Origin of the sequence: Pseudomonas sp. LG1D9 (genome assembly GCF_002949995.1) — a bacterium.
GTDB classification, from domain to species: Bacteria; Pseudomonadota; Gammaproteobacteria; order Pseudomonadales; family Pseudomonadaceae; genus Aquipseudomonas; species Aquipseudomonas proteolytica.
The window spans coordinates 2,413,455-2,429,940 of sequence record NZ_CP026881.1 but is presented as its reverse complement, the minus strand read 5'-3'; the positions used below and the strand labels follow the sequence as shown (position 1 = coordinate 2,429,940).

Annotated in this window: 17 protein-coding genes; 12 read left to right on the top strand and 5 right to left on the bottom strand. The window is 61.6% G+C overall.

The features are described from left to right. Positions 1-29 precede the first annotated feature (29 nt). The gene (locus C5F71_RS11735; protein ID WP_070994038.1) at positions 30-689 is read left to right on the top strand and encodes a glutathione S-transferase family protein; all 660 of its coding nucleotides are present in this window, start codon (positions 30-32) and stop codon (positions 687-689) included. A 185-nt stretch (positions 690-874) separates the two neighbouring features. Here C5F71_RS11735 and argH read toward each other — a convergent pair whose 3' ends face one another. Continuing rightward, positions 875-2,269 carry an argininosuccinate lyase gene (gene argH, locus C5F71_RS11730; protein ID WP_029289628.1) on the bottom strand — a complete coding sequence of 465 codons (1,395 nt, stop codon included), beginning with the start codon at positions 2,267-2,269 and terminating at the stop codon, positions 875-877. A gap of 551 nt (positions 2,270-2,820) precedes the next feature. Between argH and C5F71_RS11720 the strand changes: the two genes are divergently transcribed. The 7 genes from C5F71_RS11720 to rsd all read left to right on the top strand — a co-directional run bounded on the left by C5F71_RS11720 (position 2,821) and on the right by rsd (position 9,211). After that, entirely contained in the window at positions 2,821-3,567 is a 747-nt protein-coding gene (locus C5F71_RS11720) for a LytTR family DNA-binding domain-containing protein (protein WP_029289624.1), read from the top strand. Between the two features lie 138 nt (positions 3,568-3,705). Further along, a complete protein-coding gene (hemC, locus tag C5F71_RS11715; protein ID WP_029289622.1) occupies positions 3,706-4,647 on the top strand; it encodes a hydroxymethylbilane synthase in 942 nt (313 codons plus the stop codon). Then, a complete protein-coding gene (locus C5F71_RS11710) occupies positions 4,644-5,411 on the top strand; it encodes a uroporphyrinogen-III synthase (protein WP_092232059.1) in 768 nt (255 codons plus the stop codon). Before hemC ends, C5F71_RS11710 begins: the two co-directional genes overlap by 4 nt. 19 nt (positions 5,412-5,430) lie before the next feature. Further along, entirely contained in the window at positions 5,431-6,543 is a 1,113-nt protein-coding gene (locus C5F71_RS11705; RefSeq protein WP_070994035.1) for a uroporphyrinogen-III C-methyltransferase, read from the top strand. Positions 6,544-6,548: 5 nt separating this feature from the next. Then, entirely contained in the window at positions 6,549-7,790 is a 1,242-nt protein-coding gene (locus C5F71_RS11700) for a heme biosynthesis protein HemY (RefSeq protein WP_070994034.1), read from the top strand. A gap of 235 nt (positions 7,791-8,025) precedes the next feature. Beyond that, a complete protein-coding gene (locus tag C5F71_RS11695; protein WP_104911178.1) occupies positions 8,026-8,547 on the top strand; it encodes a disulfide bond formation protein B in 522 nt (173 codons plus the stop codon). Between the two features lie 205 nt (positions 8,548-8,752). Further along, a complete protein-coding gene (rsd, locus tag C5F71_RS11690) occupies positions 8,753-9,211 on the top strand; it encodes a sigma D regulator (RefSeq protein ID WP_104911177.1) in 459 nt (152 codons plus the stop codon). 55 nt (positions 9,212-9,266) lie between these two features. Here rsd and C5F71_RS11685 read toward each other — a convergent pair whose 3' ends face one another. Then, positions 9,267-9,932: an FKBP-type peptidyl-prolyl cis-trans isomerase gene (locus C5F71_RS11685; RefSeq protein ID WP_104911176.1), complete on the bottom strand. Its 666-nt coding sequence runs from the start codon at positions 9,930-9,932 to the stop codon at positions 9,267-9,269. A gap of 192 nt (positions 9,933-10,124) precedes the next feature. Between C5F71_RS11685 and C5F71_RS11680 the strand changes: the two genes are divergently transcribed. After that, the gene (locus C5F71_RS11680) at positions 10,125-11,291 is read left to right on the top strand and encodes an AlgP family protein (RefSeq protein WP_104911175.1); all 1,167 of its coding nucleotides are present in this window, start codon (positions 10,125-10,127) and stop codon (positions 11,289-11,291) included. Here the strand turns inward: C5F71_RS11680 and C5F71_RS11675 are convergent. After that, positions 11,288-11,752: a TIGR02444 family protein gene (locus C5F71_RS11675; protein ID WP_104911174.1), complete on the bottom strand. Its 465-nt coding sequence runs from the start codon at positions 11,750-11,752 to the stop codon at positions 11,288-11,290. The genes C5F71_RS11680 and C5F71_RS11675 overlap by 4 nt on opposite strands. A gap of 50 nt (positions 11,753-11,802) precedes the next feature. Here C5F71_RS11675 and abc-f point away from each other — a divergent pair, with 50 nt between their 5' ends. The 3 genes from abc-f to C5F71_RS11660 all read left to right on the top strand — a co-directional run bounded on the left by abc-f (position 11,803) and on the right by C5F71_RS11660 (position 14,986). Next, entirely contained in the window at positions 11,803-13,713 is a 1,911-nt protein-coding gene (gene abc-f / locus C5F71_RS11670) for a ribosomal protection-like ABC-F family protein (protein ID WP_104911173.1), read from the top strand. Continuing rightward, positions 13,713-14,282 (top strand): mechanosensitive ion channel family protein, encoded by a 570-nt coding sequence (locus C5F71_RS11665; RefSeq protein ID WP_029289606.1) that lies wholly within the window; start codon positions 13,713-13,715, stop codon positions 14,280-14,282. Before abc-f ends, C5F71_RS11665 begins: the two co-directional genes overlap by 1 nt. Before the next feature lie 71 nt (positions 14,283-14,353). After that, a complete protein-coding gene (locus C5F71_RS11660) occupies positions 14,354-14,986 on the top strand; it encodes a LysE family transporter (RefSeq protein WP_029289605.1) in 633 nt (210 codons plus the stop codon). Between the two features lie 137 nt (positions 14,987-15,123). On the opposite strand, the gene C5F71_RS11655 is transcribed toward C5F71_RS11660, so the two are convergent. Together C5F71_RS11655 and lpoB are read right to left on the bottom strand one after the other, a co-directional pair. Continuing rightward, positions 15,124-15,864 (bottom strand): hypothetical protein, encoded by a 741-nt coding sequence (locus tag C5F71_RS11655; RefSeq protein ID WP_029289603.1) that lies wholly within the window; start codon positions 15,862-15,864, stop codon positions 15,124-15,126. A gap of 3 nt (positions 15,865-15,867) precedes the next feature. Continuing rightward, positions 15,868-16,455, bottom strand: coding sequence for a penicillin-binding protein activator LpoB (lpoB, locus tag C5F71_RS11650; RefSeq protein WP_029289601.1), 588 nt, complete (start codon positions 16,453-16,455; stop codon positions 15,868-15,870). Between the last annotated feature and the right edge of the window lie 31 nt (positions 16,456-16,486).

Below are 16,486 nucleotides of genomic sequence, written 5' to 3'. Positions count from 1 at the left end.
CAACCCCTGCACGGCCTGGAGGCTTTGTGATGCTCAAGCTCTACGGATTTTCGGTCAGTAACTACTACAACATGGTCAAGCTGGCGCTCCTGGAAAAGGGCCTGCCCTTTGAAGAAGTGCCGTTTTATGCCGGGCAAACCGCTGAAGCCCTGGCGGTGAGCCCGCGCGGCAAGGTGCCGGTGCTGAAGGTCGAGAAAGGCTTCATCAACGAAACCAGCGTGATTCTCGAATACCTCGAACAGACACAGTCGGGCCCGGCCCTGCTGCCGGGCGATGCATTCCAGCGCGCCCAGGTGCTGGCGTTGTGCCGGGAAATCGAGCTGTACATCGAACTGCCAGCCCGCGCGTGTTATGCCGAGGCGTTTTTTGGCATGTCGGTGCCAGAGGCGATCAAGGACAAGTCCAGGGCCGAGTTGCTGTTGGGGATTGCGGCGCTGGGGCGACACGGCAAGTTTGCGCCGTATGTCGCGGGGGAGAGTTTTACGCTGGCCGACTTGTACTTCCTGTACAGCGTGGACTTGGCGTGTGCCGTCGGTGGGAAGCTGTTTGGCCTGGATTTGCTGGCTGAGCTTCCGAAGGCCAAGGCCTTGCTGAAGAGGCTGCAAGACATGCCCAACGCCCAGCGAGTGGCGGCGGACAAGGAGGCGGCGATGCCAGCCTTCATGGCGATGATCGCGGCGAAGAAGTAGTAAATGGGGGGGCGGGCTTGTGTGGGAGCTGGGCTTGCCCGCGATGCAGGCACCTCGGTGTGTCAGTGACACTAAGGTGATGCTATCGCAGGCAAGCCAGCTCCCACACAAGCGTGCTTCCACAGTTGACCGAGTTGAATTGAAGGCCCCGGTCAAAGGTGGCAGCTAGCTTGCCTGCGATACTTTCAGCGGCTGGCGAGCAGCGCCTGGCCGCGAGCGACTGCCGCCTTGACCTGGGCCGGTGCGGTGCCGCCGATGTGGTTACGGGCATTGACCGAACCTTCAAGGGTCAGCACCGCAAACACATCCTGTTCGATCTGGTCACTGAACTGGCGCAGCTCTTCCAGGCTCATTTCCGCCAGGTCCTTGCCGGTATCCACGCCGTATTTCACCGCATGCCCGACGATTTCATGGCAGTCACGGAACGGCAGGCCACGGCGCACCAGGTAGTCCGCAAGGTCAGTGGCGGTGGAGAAACCGCGCAGGGCTGCTTCACGCATGATCGCGTGCTTGGGCTTGATCGCCGGGATCATGTCGGCAAATGCGCGCAGCGAGTCGCGCAGGGTGTCGGCGGCGTCGAACAACGGTTCCTTGTCTTCCTGGTTGTCCTTGTTGTAGGCCAGGGGCTGGCCTTTCATCAGGGTCAGCAGGCCCATCAGCGCACCGAATACGCGGCCACTTTTACCGCGCACCAGTTCCGGCACGTCGGGGTTTTTCTTTTGCGGCATGATCGAACTGCCGGTGCAGAAGCGATCCGGCAGGTCGATGAACTGGAACTGCGCGCTGGTCCACAACACCAGTTCTTCGGAGAAGCGCGACAGGTGCATCATCGCAATGCTGGCCGCTGCACAGAATTCGATGGCGAAGTCACGATCCGACACGCCGTCCAGGGAGTTGCCGCCCACGGCGTCAAAGCCCAGCAGTTGCGCAGTGTATTCGCGGTCGATCGGGTACGTGGTGCCGGCCAGCGCAGCGCTGCCCAGGGGCATGCGGTTGGCGCGCTTGCGGCAATCGACCAGGCGTTCGTAGTCGCGGCTGAGCATTTCGAACCAGGCCAGCAGGTGGTGGCCGAAGGTCACGGGCTGCGCGGTCTGCAGGTGGGTGAAGCCGGGCATGATGGTGTCTGATTCACGCTCGGCCTGCTCCAGCAGGCCTTTTTGCAGGCGGGTGATTTCGCCCAGGATCAGGTCGATTTCATCACGCAGCCACAGGCGGATATCGGTAGCGACCTGGTCGTTGCGGCTACGCCCGGTGTGCAGCTTCTTGCCGGTCACGCCGATGCGGTCGGTCAGGCGGGCCTCGATATTCATGTGCACATCTTCAAGGTCCACGCGCCAGTCGAAGGTGCCGGCCTCGATTTCGCCACGGATGGTGGTCAGGCCATCGATGATGCTGTCGCGCTCGGCATCGGTCAGCACGCCGACCTTGGCCAGCATGGTGGCGTGGGCGATCGAGCCCATGATGTCGTGGCGATAGAGGCGCTGGTCGAAATTGACGGAGGCGGTGAAGCGCGCGACGAAGGCGTCGACGGGCTCACTGAAGCGGCCGCCCCAGGACTGATTGGTCTTGTCGGTGCTCATGGATTCGCTCGTGATCTGCTTAAAAGAGGCATGAAAGTGTGCCGCCGATAATAACAGGGTTGCCCGTGGAGGCGTTGATACGCCGCGTCGGCATTTTTATTTGTTTGATGGATGGCAAAGTGCCTTGCCGTTGGCCGCGTCCGGGATGAGACTGGAGGCGGGAGTGAAAGCGGGGGTTTCACCCGACCGGATCCTGAGGTAAACAAAGGATGTTTATTGAAACGATATTTGACGATTGAGCAATGTCGTCTTCGTGAGCGTCTACAGTTGCACTGACAGGGGTGCAGTGCACCAATGCCAGGCGATGAGGTCGAACTCCAGGCTAACCTTAAAGTAGAGGGGGTGTTCATATTGAGTATCAGCAAACCCTATGACGATGCCCTGCGGTATCGGGTTTTGGGCGGTATTGAACAGGTCCGGGTAAATATTGGTGTCGCTCTCGGGGCACTTTTTGCCGCTCACGCTAGTCTTAGCGTGGATCGCCGTGACGGAAGTCACCGCACCTGTCTACGCTATCCTTGTGCGAGACTCACGCAGGAATCCAGCGCAATATGAATGTCCTGATCGTTGATGACGAACCCCAAGCCCGCGAGCGACTGAGCCGTATGGTCAGTGAGCTCGAGGGATACACTGCCCTTGAACCGAGCGCGTCCAGTGGCGACGAGGCATTGGCCTTGATCGAAAGCCTCAAGCCGGACGTGGTGCTCCTTGATATCCGCATGCCTGGCCTTGATGGGTTGCAGGTCGCCGCCCGCTTGAGCGAGCGCGAGTCGCCGCCGGCGCTGGTGTTATGCGCAACCGACGAGGAGTTCTCCTCCGAGACCCTGGAGGCAAGCGGCGTCAGCTTCCTGGCCAAGCCGGTATCGGCCGAAGCGCTGCTCAAGGCGTTGAAGAAGGCCGAGCGGCCCAATCGCGTGCAGCTTGCTGCCCTGACCCAGCCTGCGGCGCAAAGTGGCAATGGCCCCCGCAGCCATATCAGCGCGAGGACCCGCAAGGGGATCGAGCTGATTCCCGTGGACCAGGTGATTTATTTCATTGCCGATCACAAGTACGTGACCTTGCGTCACGAGCACGGTGAAGTGCTGCTCGATGAGCCACTCAAGGCCCTGGAAGACGAATTTGGCGAGCGCTTCGTGCGTATCCACCGCAACGCGCTGGTGGCCCGCGAGCGTATCGAACGCCTGCAACGCACGCCCCTGGGGCATTTTCAGTTGTTCCTCAAAGGGCTCAACGGCGACGCGTTGATCGTCAGCCGGCGCCATGTCGCAGGCGTACGCAAGATGATGCAGCAGCTTTAGCCCGAGGGCTGTAGCGACCTGCATGCCCCGAATCCCGGTGCGCAGCGGCCAGGGAGGCCCCGCACTTGCTGATTCAAATCAAGGCGGTTCTGCCTGAGCTGTTATTATCTGCCGTATCTATTCAGTACGGATTGATCCATGTCCTCTCGCGAAATCCGCATCGCCACCCGTAAAAGCGCCCTGGCCTTGTGGCAGGCCGAATACGTCAAAGCCCGCCTTGAGCAAGCCCATCCGGGGCTCACGGTGTCCCTGGTGCCCATGGTCAGTCGTGGCGACAAGCTGCTCGACTCGCCGCTGTCGAAAATCGGTGGCAAGGGCTTGTTCGTCAAGGAGCTGGAAACCGCTCTGCTGGAGAATGAAGCCGACATCGCCGTGCACTCGATGAAAGACGTGCCGATGGACTTTCCCCAAGGTCTGGGCCTGTATTGCATCTGCGAGCGTGAAGACCCGCGCGATGCCTTCGTGTCCAATACCTACGCCTCCCTTGATGAACTGCCGCAGGGCAGCATCGTCGGCACCTCCAGCCTGCGTCGCCAGGCCCAGTTGCTGACCCGTCGCCCGGACTTGCAGATCCGCTTCCTGCGGGGCAACGTCAATACCCGCCTGGCCAAGCTGGATGCCGGCGAGTACGACGCGATTATCCTGGCGGCCGCTGGCCTGATTCGCCTGGGCTTTGAAGAGCGCATCACCTCTGCAATCAGCGTCGAAGACAGCCTGCCGGCTGGAGGCCAGGGTGCCGTCGGTATCGAATGCCGCACCGCAGACCTGGAAATCCAGGCGCTGCTCAAACCCCTCGATCACCAGCCAACCGAAGTGCGGGTCACCGCCGAGCGCGCCCTGAACAAGCACCTCAACGGTGGCTGCCAGGTGCCGATTGCCTGCTACGCGGTCCTTGAGGGTGACAACCTCTGGCTGCGCGGCCTGGTGGGTGATCCCGACGGCGGTTTGCTGCTCACGGCTGAAACCCGCGGGCCACAAACCGAGGCTGCGAGCCTGGGCGTGCAAGTCGCCGAAGAACTCCTGGCAAAAGGCGCCGGCGCCATTCTGCAAAAAGTCTATGGCGAGGCCGGTCCGCAGTGACCGGTTGGCGTGTGCTGCTGACGCGGCCTGCCGAGGAATCGGCAGCCCTGGCGGCCTCGTTGTCCGAAGCCGGTATCTTCAGCAGCAGCCTGGCGTTGCTGGAAACCCAACCATTGCCCATCACCGCCGAGCACCAGGCGGTTTTTCAGCGCCTGGACCGCTATTGCGCGGTGATCGTGGTGAGCAAGCCGGCCGCGCGCCGGGCGCTGCAGTTGCTCGATCAGTTCGCCCCAGCGGTGCCGACCCTGCCGTGGTTCAGCGTCGGCGCGGCAACGGCCCGGGTTCTGGCTGACCATGGCCTGGATGTGAGCTACCCCGAGGTTGGGGACGACAGCGAGGCCTTGCTTGAATTGCCCAGGTTGCGCGAGGCTGTCGCTGTTGACGGTGCGCGCGTATTGATCCTGCGTGGGCAAGGGGGGCGAGAGTTGCTGGCTGAGCGTTTACGCGGCCAAGGTGCTAGTGTCGATTATCTGGAGTTGTATCGTCGGTTTTTGCCGACCTACGACCCGGATGTGCTCACCCAGCGCATTGATGTGGAACGCTTGAACGGCCTGGTGGTCAGCAGTGGGCAGGGTTTTTTGCATCTGCATGGCCTCGCCGGTGCCGATTGGCCACGCGTGGCACAGTTGCCGTTGTTCGTGCCCAGCCCACGAGTTGCCGAAATGGCCCGGGCTGCGGGCGCGAAAAAAGTTGTGGATTGCCGCGGTGCCAGTGCCGCGGCTTTGCTAGTGGCGTTACGGAGCCAGCCCGTTCCCACTCTCTAATAACGCAAAGGATGGACACGTGAGCGAAACAGCCTTGCCTAAAGATGAAGCTCAGCCCGCGCTTGATGCGCCTGTTGAGACCCCGGTCACTACGCCTCGCCGTGGCAACGGCCTGGCGGTCTTTGCTTTGCTGCTTGGCGCCGCGGGTGTTGCGGCTGGCGGTTGGGGGCTCTGGCAGGTCCGGGCCCTGCAAACGAGCAGCCAGCAACAGTTGGTGCAGGTGCGCACCCTGGATGAACAATCCCAGGGCATCCAGCAGGCGCAGCAGCAATTGGCCGCACGCCTGGCGCAATTGCCGGGTGCTGATGAACTGGAAGAACGCCGGCGCCTGGTGGCGCAACTGCAGGGCGACCAGCAGCGCCTGAACCAGCGTCTGGAAACCGTCCTGGGGGCCAGCCGCAAGGACTGGCGCCTGGCCGAGGCCGAGCATCTGCTGCGCCTGGCCAGCCTGCGCTTGTCAGCGTTGCAGGACATCAACAGTGCCCAGGCGCTGGTGCAGGGCGCCGATGAGATCCTGCGTGAGCAGAGCGATCCGGGTTCCTACGCCGCCCGCGAGCAGTTGGCCAAGAGCCTGGCGGCCTTGCGCAGCGTTGAGCAGCCAGACCGCACCGGGCTGTACCTGCAACTGGCGGCGCTGCGTGACCAGGTGGTGCAACTGGCCGCCGTGTCCCCGGAATATCAGTTGCAAGAGAGCCCCCAGGGCCGTCCGAGCACCGACACTGACAGTCGCTGGAGCCAATGGTGGGAGCAGATCTCGCGCTACTTCCGTATCGATTTCAACCCCGATGACAACATCCGCCCATTGCTGGCAGGCCAAGGCCTGAACCAGGTGCGCCTGGCCCTGAGCCTGGCGCTGGAGCAGGCGCAATGGGCCGCACTCAATGGCGAACCGGCGGTGTACGCTCGGGCGCTGGGCGAGGCGCGCAGCGTATTGCAGGGCAACTTCAACCAGGACAACCCGCAAAGCCAGGCCATGCTGGCGCGTATTGCCGAACTTGAGCCCAAGGCCGTGTCGGTGGTGACCCCGGACCTCGCCGCGAGTTTGTCTGCGGTGCAGGCTTACCTTGAACGCCGCCATCTGTCTGCCGACGAAGCCAAGGCTTCCGCCGGTAAGCCGGCGACCCAGGAGTAAAGCCGATGAAGCGTTTCTATGTGGTCCTGGTGCTGGCCATTGCCCTCGCTCTGGCGCTGGCGGTGGGCATCTCGAAACACACCGGTTATGTGCTGATCAGCTATCCCCATGTGCTGCATTATGAGTCCGGCCTGTGGTCGACCCTGGTGGCAGTGTTTGTCGTCGGCCTGGCGATCTATCTGCTGCGGGTGCTGCTGGGCCTGGTGACGACTTCGGGTGGCGTGGTCAATCCCTGGTCGCGGCGCAATCGCAGCCGGCGGGTGCAGGTGGCTATCGAGCAGGGGCAGATGGACCTGGCGGAAGGCCGCTGGGCCAGTGCCGAGCGGCACCTGCACCGTGCGGCGGAAGCCGAACGCCAGCCATTGCTGTACTACCTCGGAGCGGCCCGGGCGGCCAACGAGCAGGGGCGCTATGAAGAGTCCGACAGCCTGTTGGAGCGTGCCCTGGAGCGTCAGCCCCAGGCCGAGCTGGCGATTGCCTTGAGCCACGCACAGTTGCAGATGGACCGTGGCGACACGGACGCAGCCCTCGTGACGCTGCAGGCCATGCATGAGCGCCATCCGCACAACGCCCAGGTATTGCGCCAGCTGCAGCGCCTGCACCAGCAGCGTGGTGACTGGTCCTCGGTGATCCGGCTCTTGCCGGAGCTGCGCAAGGATAAAGTGCTGCCAGCCACCGAGCTGGCGGATCTGGAGCGCCGGGCCTGGGGTGAAAACCTGAGCCTGGCCGTCCAGCGTGAAGAGCATGGTGAGGCCGGCCTGCAGTCCCTTGAGCGGGCCTGGCAGCAATTGACCTCGGCCCAGCGCCAGGAGCCCCAACTGGTACTGGCCTATGCCGAACAGTTGCGCCAACTGGGCGCCGATGCCAAGGCCGAAGAGGCTTTGCGTGTTGCGCTCAAGCGCGGCTACGACAGTCACCTGATCCGGTTGTATGGCCTGCTGCGCGGTGGCGATCCGGCACGGCAGTTGAAGTTCGCCGAAGGCTGGCTCAAGGACCATCCGGGCGATGCCAGTTTGTTGCTGACGCTGGGTCGGCTCTGCCTGCAAAACAGTTTGTGGGGCAAGGCACGGGACTATCTGGAAAGCAGCCTGCAGGTTCAACGCAACCCCGAGGCCTGTGCCGAGTTGGCGCGATTGCTCGCGCAGCTGGGTGATACCGAGCGCAGTAATCAACTGTTCCAGGAGGGCCTGGGGCTGTTGGACAGCCGCCTGCTGGCTTCACCGCTACCGGTGCCTGCACGGGTCTGACGTAGGATGTTTTGAAGGGCTGGCTCAGAAGTATCTGGCAACCAGTCCTTCAAAATCCCTCGGTTTTGCGGATTCAGGGGCTTGAGGTGGTTTCCCACAGGGCACCACGTAAAGTTACCTGCCCTCTGACGGGATATCCCTGCGATCTCGCGGAAGTGTCTGCTCCAGCGCGTATTGAAAGGGGTAAGGTCTTTCCTCTACCGTAACGACCTATCTCTTGCGTTACGGATAAACAATGTCTTTGGCCCCTTCACGCTCCTTGTTCTTCCTGGCGTTCATGGCCGGTGTGCTGACGTTGGGCGCGTCGTTTTACCTGGAATACGGGGCTCTTTTGCGGCCTTGTTTCCTATGCCTGATCCAGCGCAGCCTGCTGGCGGTGTTCACCCTGATCAACTTCATAGCGGCGATCCACGGCCCCAGGCGCGTGGGCATCTACCTGTACTGGGCGGCGAGCATGGGCTGTGCGTTGCTCGGCGCAGTGACAGCGGTGCGCCAGGTGCTATTGCAGAACATCCCGCCTGACCAGGTTCCCAACTGCTGGCCAAGCCTGGAATACATGATCGAAAACCTGTCGCTGGGGCAAGCCCTGCAGTTGGCGTTCAAGGGCACTGTCGACTGTGTGGAAATCAACTGGACGTTGTTTGACCTGAGCATCCCGGAGTGGAGCCTGCTGTTCTTCGTGGCCATGCTCCTACTGGGGGTGACGCAGTTTTCCCGACTGTTACCCAGTCAGAATCTACGGTTTGTGAAGCACTGACTGGCTGGGTTGGTTCGTAGGATGGGATTAAACACTTGTATGAACTTTCTGGTCTGCGTACCTTGAAGCCATAGTCGTGGGGGCATAATCTGGCCCGCACGCGTTATTGAAACAGTTTGTTCGATGCGGCGTTGTCCGCTTGCCGCTTTATCCTCGACGCATCGCGCGGGTGAAAGCGGCACCGCCCATAAGGGAAGAGATCATCATGTTGGAAAGTTGTCAGAATGCTCAGGAACGCTGGGGTGGTGTGCATAAGCTGATCGACAGCTGGTTGACGGCACGTCACGAATTGGTTCGGGCCTTTGATGCTTTGGGTGAGAAGCCTGAAGCGCTGGCCGAGAACCACAAGCTGTTGCAGGAGTTCTGTAGTGTCTTGGTGGACTACGTCTCGGCAGGGCACTTCGAGTTCTATGAGCAACTGACCAAGGAGGCCGAGGCCTTCGATGACCAGCGTGGCCTGGACTTGGCCAAGACTATTTACGAGCGTATCCACGTCATCACCAAAAAACTCCTGGCGTTTAACGACCTTTGCGACGAGGGCAAGTGCGTTGCCGCGACACTCAAAGAGCTGGGTGGCCTGCTCCATGAGCGTTTCGAGCTGGAAGACTGCTTGATCGAAGTGCTGCACAACGCCCACAAGGAAGAGCCTGCAACCCAGGCCTGAAACTCAGCGGCAAGACAAAAAAACGGTGCGCATGGCGCACCGTTTTTCGTTGGGCTCAGGCACCGATTGCGAGCAGCTCTATCTCGAAAACCAGCGGTGTGTAAGGTGCGATCAACTGGCCCGCACCGTCTGCGCCATAGGCCTGTGCAGAAGGAATCACCAGGCGCCATTTTGCGCCTACCGGCATCTGTTGCAGCGCGCTTTGCCAGCCGCTGATCACGCTGTCCAGGCGAAACCATTGGGGCTGCGTGCTCTGGTCGAAAACCGTCCCATCCGGCAATCGCCCCACGTACTTCACCTGCACCCGATCATTGGCGCCTGGCTTTTTCCCGCTTCCAGGGGCCAACTCCGTGAGCAAGATACCGTCTGCCAATTCGCGCGCACCGCTCCTGGCTTTTTCCGTGCTCAGAAATTGTTGTTCGGCGGCGAGAGCCTTTTCGCTTTGCGGCACTTGTGCCTCGCTGCTGGCTTGCGCTTCGTGTTGGGCGAGGATCTGAGCGATGCGTGCGTCATCCAGGGCCAGGGGCTTGCCTTGATAGGCTTGCTTGAGGCCGTCGAGCAAGGCCTGGATCTGCAGGTCGGGGACTTCCTGGCGCAGGCGTTCGCCAAGGCTGGCGCCCAGGCTGTAGGCCAGGTCGTGGCTGTCTTTGGACGCTGCTGGCTCACTCGCGTTGGCCACTGAAAACGACAAACCCAGGATGAAAAAAAGGTAACGCGACATGGGTATTCTCCAGCCGAAAGTGCGGTGGATTATGCCAGTGTGGAGGGGTAAAGAATGGAGTGGTTTTTCGTTATATCGATAAGAATTTTTGTGCGGTGCAACGCAACGCATTCGATACTGTCAACATGCCCTAGCGGCGGTAAGAGCAGAGGGCTAGTATGAGCCGCACCCACGTCAGCCAGGAGGTAAACCATGTCGGCCAAACAGAAGCCTGTTAATACCCCGTTGCACTTGCTCCAACAACTCTCGGGCAGCCTGCTCGAACATTTGGAAAGTGCTTGCTCCCAAGCCTTGGCTGATGCAGAGAAATTGCTCGCCAAGCTGGAAAAGCAACGCGGTAAGGCTCAAGAAAAACTGCATAAATCCCGCACCAAACTGCAAGACGCCGCGACTGCCGGCAAAGCCAAGGCGCAAACCAAAGCCAAGGGCGCTGTCAAAGAACTTGAGGACTTGCTCGATGCCCTCAAGGATCGTCAATCCGAAACCCGCACCTACATCCTTCAACTCAAGCGTGATGCCCAAGAGAGCCTGAAACTGGCCCAGGGCGTTGGTCGTGTGAAAGAAGCAGTGGCTAAAGTGTTGAGCACTCGTACACCGGCCAAGGCAGTTGCTGCCAAGGCTTCGGCTAAAGTTGCGGCCAAGCCTGCTGCTAAAAAAGCGCCTGCAAAATCGGTCGCCAAGCCAGTGGCCAAAACCGCTGCTGCAAAACCAGCCGCCAAGCCAGCTGCTAAAACCGCTGCTGCAAAACCAGCCGCCAAGCCAGCTGCTAAAACCGCTGCTGCAAAACCAGCCGCCAAGCCAGCTGCTAAAACCGCTGCTGCAAAACCAGCCGCCAAGCCAGCCGCTAAAACTGCTGCTGCGAAACCAGCCGCCAAGCCAGCTGCTAAAACTGTTGCTGCGAAACCAGCCGCCAAGCCAGCTGCCAAACCTGCTGCTGCAAAACCAGCCGCCAAGCCAGCAGCTAAACCTGCTGCTGCAAAACCAGCCGCCAAGCCAGCAGCTAAACCTGCTGCTGCGAAACCAGCCGCTAAGCCAGCTGCCAAACCTGCTGCTGCAAAACCAGCCGCTAAGCCAGTTGCTAAAACCGCTGCTGCAAAACCAGCCGCCAAGCCAGTTGCCAAACCCGCTGCTGCGAAACCAGCCGCCAAGCCAGCAGCTAAACCTGCTGCTGCAAAACCAGCCGCCAAGCCAGCTGCCAAACCTGCTGCTGCAAAACCAGCCGCTAAGCCGGCCGCCAAACCTGCTGCTGCAAAGCCCGCGACCCCCGCTGCGCCGGCAGCTCCAGCTGCTACCCCGGCACCGGCCAGCAGCACGCCTGCTCCGGTAGTGCCAGGTACCACCCCAACCAGCGCTTCCTAAGTGCCGGTGGCCGCGACGCGCAGTTGATGCAGCGCGTCGTGGTCGAAGTTGGCGGCTTCGGTCGCCAGTGCTTCAAGCCATGCCTGATCTGTGGCGTGCTCCCCCGCTGGCCAACGCTGTGCCAGTGCCTCCAGACGCAATAGCAACTGCCGTTCGGCCTCCAGCTCCAGAGCTTTGACCTGCTCGCGCAACGCCCCCAGCTCCACATCCTGCTGTGCCATGCAACGCCATTGTTTGCGCACCCTGCGCAAGGGCTGCACGACATCTGCCTGCCAGGGCTCGGCGATTATTCGCAGCGCCTGTACGCGTCCAGGCTCCAGCGCGACCCCGCGCTGTTCCAGCCACAACCCACACAACAACAGACACACATCGGCCCCTTGCTCCTGCAAGCGCAGGCAGGCATCTTCAGCACCCGCACGGGCGTAGGTCGAGAGGGCAAAGCTCCACAGGTCAGCGCACATGTTCACACCCAAGCCAGCGGCTAACGAAGCTGGTAGACTCCGCCGCCATTATGATCCGACTTCAAAGCCTAACATTACAGCGTGGCCCGCAACGTCTTCTTGAAGACGCCGAGCTGACCCTGCACGCCGGTCACAAAGCCGGCCTGATCGGTGCCAATGGCGCCGGCAAATCCACTTTGTTCGCCCTGTTGCTCGGTGAGCTGACCCCGGATTCCGGGGACTGCCTGCTGCCAGCCGACTGGCGTATCGCCCATATGCGCCAGGAGATCGACACCCTGGACCGCATCGCGATCGACTACGTGCTCGATGGCGACCTGCGCCTGCGCCAGGTGCAACACGACCTGGCGGAGGCCGAGAAAGCCCAGGACGGTGCCGCCCAGGCCCGCCTGCACTCGGAACTCGACAGTGCCGACGGTTACACCGCCGACGCCCGTGCGCGCAAGATGCTCGCCGGCCTGGGGTTCACCAACGAACAGATGGATCGCCCGGTCGCCGACTTCTCCGGTGGCTGGCGCATGCGCCTGAACCTGGCCCAGGCGTTGATGTGCCCCTCGGACCTGTTGCTGCTCGACGAACCCACCAACCACTTGGATCTCGATGCGATCCTGTGGCTGGAGGATTTCCTCAAGAGCTACCCGGGCACCTTGCTGCTGATTTCCCACGACCGGGATTTCCTCGACGCTGTGGTCGACAACATCGCCCATGTCGAACAGAAAAAAATCACCCTCTATCGCGGCGGCTACACTGCGTTCGAGCGGGCCCGCGCCGAACGCCTGGCCCAGCAGCAACAGGCTTTCGAGAAGCAACAGGCGCAGCGTGCGCACATGGAAAGCTACATCGCCCGGTTCAAGGCCCAGGCCACCAAGGCCCGTCAGGCCCAGAGCCGGATCAAGGCGTTGGAGCGCATGGAAGAGCTGTCGGCGGCCCACGTCGATTCGCCATTCGACTTTGTGTTTCGCGAGTCGGTGAAAATCTCCAGCCCCTTGCTGGACCTCTCGGATGCACGCCTGGGCTATGGCGACAAAACCATCCTGGAGAAGGTCAAGCTGCAGCTCACCCCGGGTGCGCGCATCGGTTTGCTCGGGCCCAACGGCGCGGGCAAATCGACGCTGATCAAGAACCTTTCCGGTGAGCTGCAACCCCTGGCCGGGCGCCTGACCCGTGGCGAGAACCTGGTGGTGGGCTACTTCGCCCAGCATCAGCTGGACTCCCTCGACTCCAAGGCCAGCCCGCTCCTGCATTTGCAGCGCCTGGCGCCAACCGAGCGCGAGCAGACCCTGCGCGACTTCCTGGGTGGTTTCGACTTCCGTGGCGCGCGCATCGATGAGCCGGTGCTGAACTTCTCCGGTGGCGAAAAAGCCCGTTTGGCCCTGGCGTTGATCGCCTGGGACCGGCCAAACCTGCTGCTGCTCGACGAACCGACCAACCACCTGGACCTGGAAATGCGCCTGGCGCTGACCATGGCCCTGCAGGAATTCAGCGGTGCGGTACTGGTGGTGTCTCACGACCGCCACTTGCTCAAGAGCACCACTGATAACTTCCTGCTGGTAGCTGATGGAAAAGTCGAAGAGTTCGATGGCGACCTGGACGACTACGCCCGTTGGCTGACTGACTATCGACTGCGCAACGCGCCGGTCAGCAACACCCCGGTCAACCCGGACAAGACCGACAAGAAAGCTCAGCGCCAGGCTGCTGCGGCCCTGCGCCAGCAGTTGGCACCGCACAAACGCGAAGCCGACAAGCTCGAGGCCGAACTGGGCAAGGTTCACGAACGCCTGGCCAAGATCGAAGCCAGCCTCGGCGACAGCGCAGTGTACGAAGCGGCCCGCAAGGATGAACTGCGCGACCTGCTGGCCGAACAGGCCAAGATGAAGGTGCGCGAAGGGCAATTGGAGGAAACCTGGATGGAAGCCCTCGAACTGCTGGAAGGCCTGCAAGCGGAGCTGGAGGCACTGTCCTGATGGAAGCCTTGCAACTGCCGCTGCCCGCCCAATGGATCGAACCGGTGTGGGTCGGCGTGCAAATCCTGCTGATCCTGCTGGCCGGCTACCTGGCCCAGCGCTTCGTCGCCAAGGGCCTGACGCGCCTGGGCGAGCGCTACCCGTTCCCGCCGCAACTGCTGATGCCCCTGCGCGGTGGCCTGCGCTGGCTGATCATGGGCAGTGCGCTGATCTTCGTCCTTGAGCGCCTGGGGGTGTCGGCCACCGTGCTGTGGACCGCGTTGTCGGGCTTTGTGGCCGTAGCTGCGGTGGCGTTTTTTGCCATGTGGTCGGTGTTGTCCAACCTGCTGTGCGCGATCCTGATCTTCACCGTCGGGCCGTTTCGCCTGGGTGATGTGGTGGAGTTGGTGGATACCGTCGACAAGCCTGGCGTCAAAGGTCGGGTGATCGCGATCAACCTGCTTTACACCACACTGATCGAAGTGGCCGAGGCGGGCACCGACAGCGCTGTGGTGCAAGTGCCCAACAGCCTGTTCTTCCAGCGTTCGGTACGCCGCTGGCGCGGTAGCGACGTCAGCCCCATATCCTGAAAAAACTCTAGCCAGCCCTCGGCCCTCGGAGTTAGCTTAGTGCTCACGACGAATTTGCTACGAGGTGTGTAATGGCGCTCGACACATGGCTGGCCTTCTTCCTGGCCAGCTGGATCATCAGTCTCTCTCCCGGCGCGGGCGCCATCGCCTCGATGTCCAGCGGCCTGCAATACGGTTTTGTGCGCGGCTACTGGAATGCCATCGGCCTGCAACTGGGCCTGGCGATGCAGATTGCCGTGGTGGCCGGCGGCCTTGGGGCGGTGCTTGCGGCGTCGTCTACCGCCTTCTACGCGATCAAATGGTTCGGCGTGGCCTACCTTGTGTACCTGGCCGTCAAGCAATGGCGTGCCTTGCCCATGGACCTGACCGATGACGCTGCCGTGCGCCCCATCGGCAAGCCCATGGCGATGATGTTCCGTGGTTTTCTGGTGAACGCCAGCAACCCCAAGGCCCTGGTGTTCATGCTGGCGGTGCTGCCGCAGTTCGTGAACCCGCAGGCGCCGCTGCTGATCCAGTACCTGATCCTCGGCGCGACGATGATCGGCGTGGATATGATCGTAATGGCCGGCTACACGGGGCTTGCGTCCAAAGTGTTGCGCCTGTTGCGCACGCCCAAGCAGCAGAAACGCGTGAACCGCACGTTTGCCGGGTTGTTCGTGGGCGCTGCGGGTTTCCTCGCCAGCCTGCACCGCGCCACGGCCTGACGGAATAAACCCAATCAAAACTGTGGGAGCTGGCTTGCCTGCGATACACGCGCCGCGGTGTCACTGATACACCGCGCTGATGCGATCGCCGGCAAGCCAGCTCCCACATTGATGTGTGCTAGCCGAGCCATTGAGGTTCAGCGCAGGATTTTCGGCGCTTCGTCCCTTGGCAGGTTATTGCGCAACGCAGGCTGGCCGGGCTCTTGATAGCCGCCGCCCAACTGCTCTTGTAGCTGGCGTGCCACGTCCTCACCCAAGGCTTTCGACACTTCCCTCACCACCCGTGGCCGGTTCAGGTTCACGCGCACATCACGACTGCTCACCAGCTTGGTGTCCTGGCCTTCGCCCATGGCGGTAAACGCCGAGGTGATTTCATAGGTGCGGGTGTTGATCAGACTGAAATCCGCCACCACGCTCAGCCCCAGCACCGCCGAATAGCTGCTGGTGTGATCCAGGGCGTTGATGTCCCGGGTGAAGTCGATGTCCGATAGGGTGCCGAACAGCACATAGTCCGCACCCTTGAAGTGGCCGGCCTTGATCCGCTTGATCACGTCGTACACATCGCCCTTGGCTTCGCTGGTGTAGGGCGTGCCCTGGACCAGTTGGAACTGGCGCGACTTGAGGATCTCGCCCTTGATATCACCGCTGAATTTGCGCAGCTCGCCCTGCTCGATGTAGCTGCTGCGGCTTTCAAACTCGCTGTAGCTGGACGCGCCACTGGCGTTATAGGCGCTGGCCTGGAAGTTGTTGCTGGCCGAGACTGCGTGGATGTATTCCTCTACGCGCGCCTCGTAGGCCAGGTCTGTGACGGCAATTTTCGGTGCCGCCCAGGCGCCAAACGTGCAAAGCAAGCCGATGATGCCGATCCATAGGCGCATGGCTTAGCGCTCCGTGGTCTTGCGGATTTCTTTTTCATCCATCCATTCGGCCAGGCCGCTTTCGACGTCGACCAGTTGCAGGCTGAACTTGTAGAACACGTCCTTGTAGTCGGCACTGCGCTTGACGATGGAGCTGATGGAGCCTTCCAGGCGGTACTTGGCCGCGACCATGTTGCCGGTCTTGCTGACCGTGGACTTCTTGTACAGGCCGCTCTGGTTTTGCAGCTTGAGCTGGTCGACCTGGCTTTGCATGTCAGTGTTGTCGCTGGCGAAGCGGGCGGTGCCGGTCTTCATCAGTTGGGTCTTGATCGAGGTGGTGATCTCGCGGGTATCGATGTATTCGCTGGTCTTGTTCTTCACGTCATACACCTGCACCACCGGGCGGCCCTGGAGAATGCCGGACTGCGCCAGGGAGCGGGTCATGCTTTCGGCGATCATCTGCAGGTCGGTGGACCCGAACTCGTTGGTCACCAATTCCACGGCCTTGGTATCGCCGTAGCTGATGTTTTTGCCGCCGATGACCGGCGAGGTGTTGGCGCAGCCGCTGGCCAGGGCGGCGATCACGGCGAGGAACGAAAAGCGTGCAAACATGGGAAGGTCTCTCGAAAACTGAATAGGGGGC

Excerpts from the sequence above, each read along its gene's own strand:
- C5F71_RS11735 (WP_070994038.1), top strand. The coding sequence starts at position 30 with ATGCTCAAGCTCTACGGATTTTCGGTCAGTAACTACTACAACATGGTC.
- argH (WP_029289628.1), bottom strand. The coding sequence starts at position 2,269 with ATGAGCACCGACAAGACCAATCAGTCCTGGGGCGGCCGCTTCAGTGAG.
- C5F71_RS11720 (WP_029289624.1), top strand. The coding sequence starts at position 2,821 with ATGAATGTCCTGATCGTTGATGACGAACCCCAAGCCCGCGAGCGACTG.
- hemC (WP_029289622.1), top strand. The coding sequence starts at position 3,706 with ATGTCCTCTCGCGAAATCCGCATCGCCACCCGTAAAAGCGCCCTGGCC.
- C5F71_RS11700 (WP_070994034.1), top strand. The coding sequence starts at position 6,549 with ATGAAGCGTTTCTATGTGGTCCTGGTGCTGGCCATTGCCCTCGCTCTG.
- C5F71_RS11695 (WP_104911178.1), top strand. The coding sequence starts at position 8,026 with ATGTCTTTGGCCCCTTCACGCTCCTTGTTCTTCCTGGCGTTCATGGCC.
- rsd (WP_104911177.1), top strand. The coding sequence starts at position 8,753 with ATGTTGGAAAGTTGTCAGAATGCTCAGGAACGCTGGGGTGGTGTGCAT.
- C5F71_RS11685 (WP_104911176.1), bottom strand. The coding sequence starts at position 9,932 with ATGTCGCGTTACCTTTTTTTCATCCTGGGTTTGTCGTTTTCAGTGGCC.
- C5F71_RS11680 (WP_104911175.1), top strand. The coding sequence starts at position 10,125 with ATGTCGGCCAAACAGAAGCCTGTTAATACCCCGTTGCACTTGCTCCAA.
- C5F71_RS11675 (WP_104911174.1), bottom strand. The coding sequence starts at position 11,752 with ATGTGCGCTGACCTGTGGAGCTTTGCCCTCTCGACCTACGCCCGTGCG.
- abc-f (WP_104911173.1), top strand. The coding sequence starts at position 11,803 with ATGATCCGACTTCAAAGCCTAACATTACAGCGTGGCCCGCAACGTCTT.
- C5F71_RS11665 (WP_029289606.1), top strand. The coding sequence starts at position 13,713 with ATGGAAGCCTTGCAACTGCCGCTGCCCGCCCAATGGATCGAACCGGTG.
- C5F71_RS11660 (WP_029289605.1), top strand. The coding sequence starts at position 14,354 with ATGGCGCTCGACACATGGCTGGCCTTCTTCCTGGCCAGCTGGATCATC.
- C5F71_RS11655 (WP_029289603.1), bottom strand. The coding sequence starts at position 15,864 with ATGCGCCTATGGATCGGCATCATCGGCTTGCTTTGCACGTTTGGCGCC.
- lpoB (WP_029289601.1), bottom strand. The coding sequence starts at position 16,455 with ATGTTTGCACGCTTTTCGTTCCTCGCCGTGATCGCCGCCCTGGCCAGC.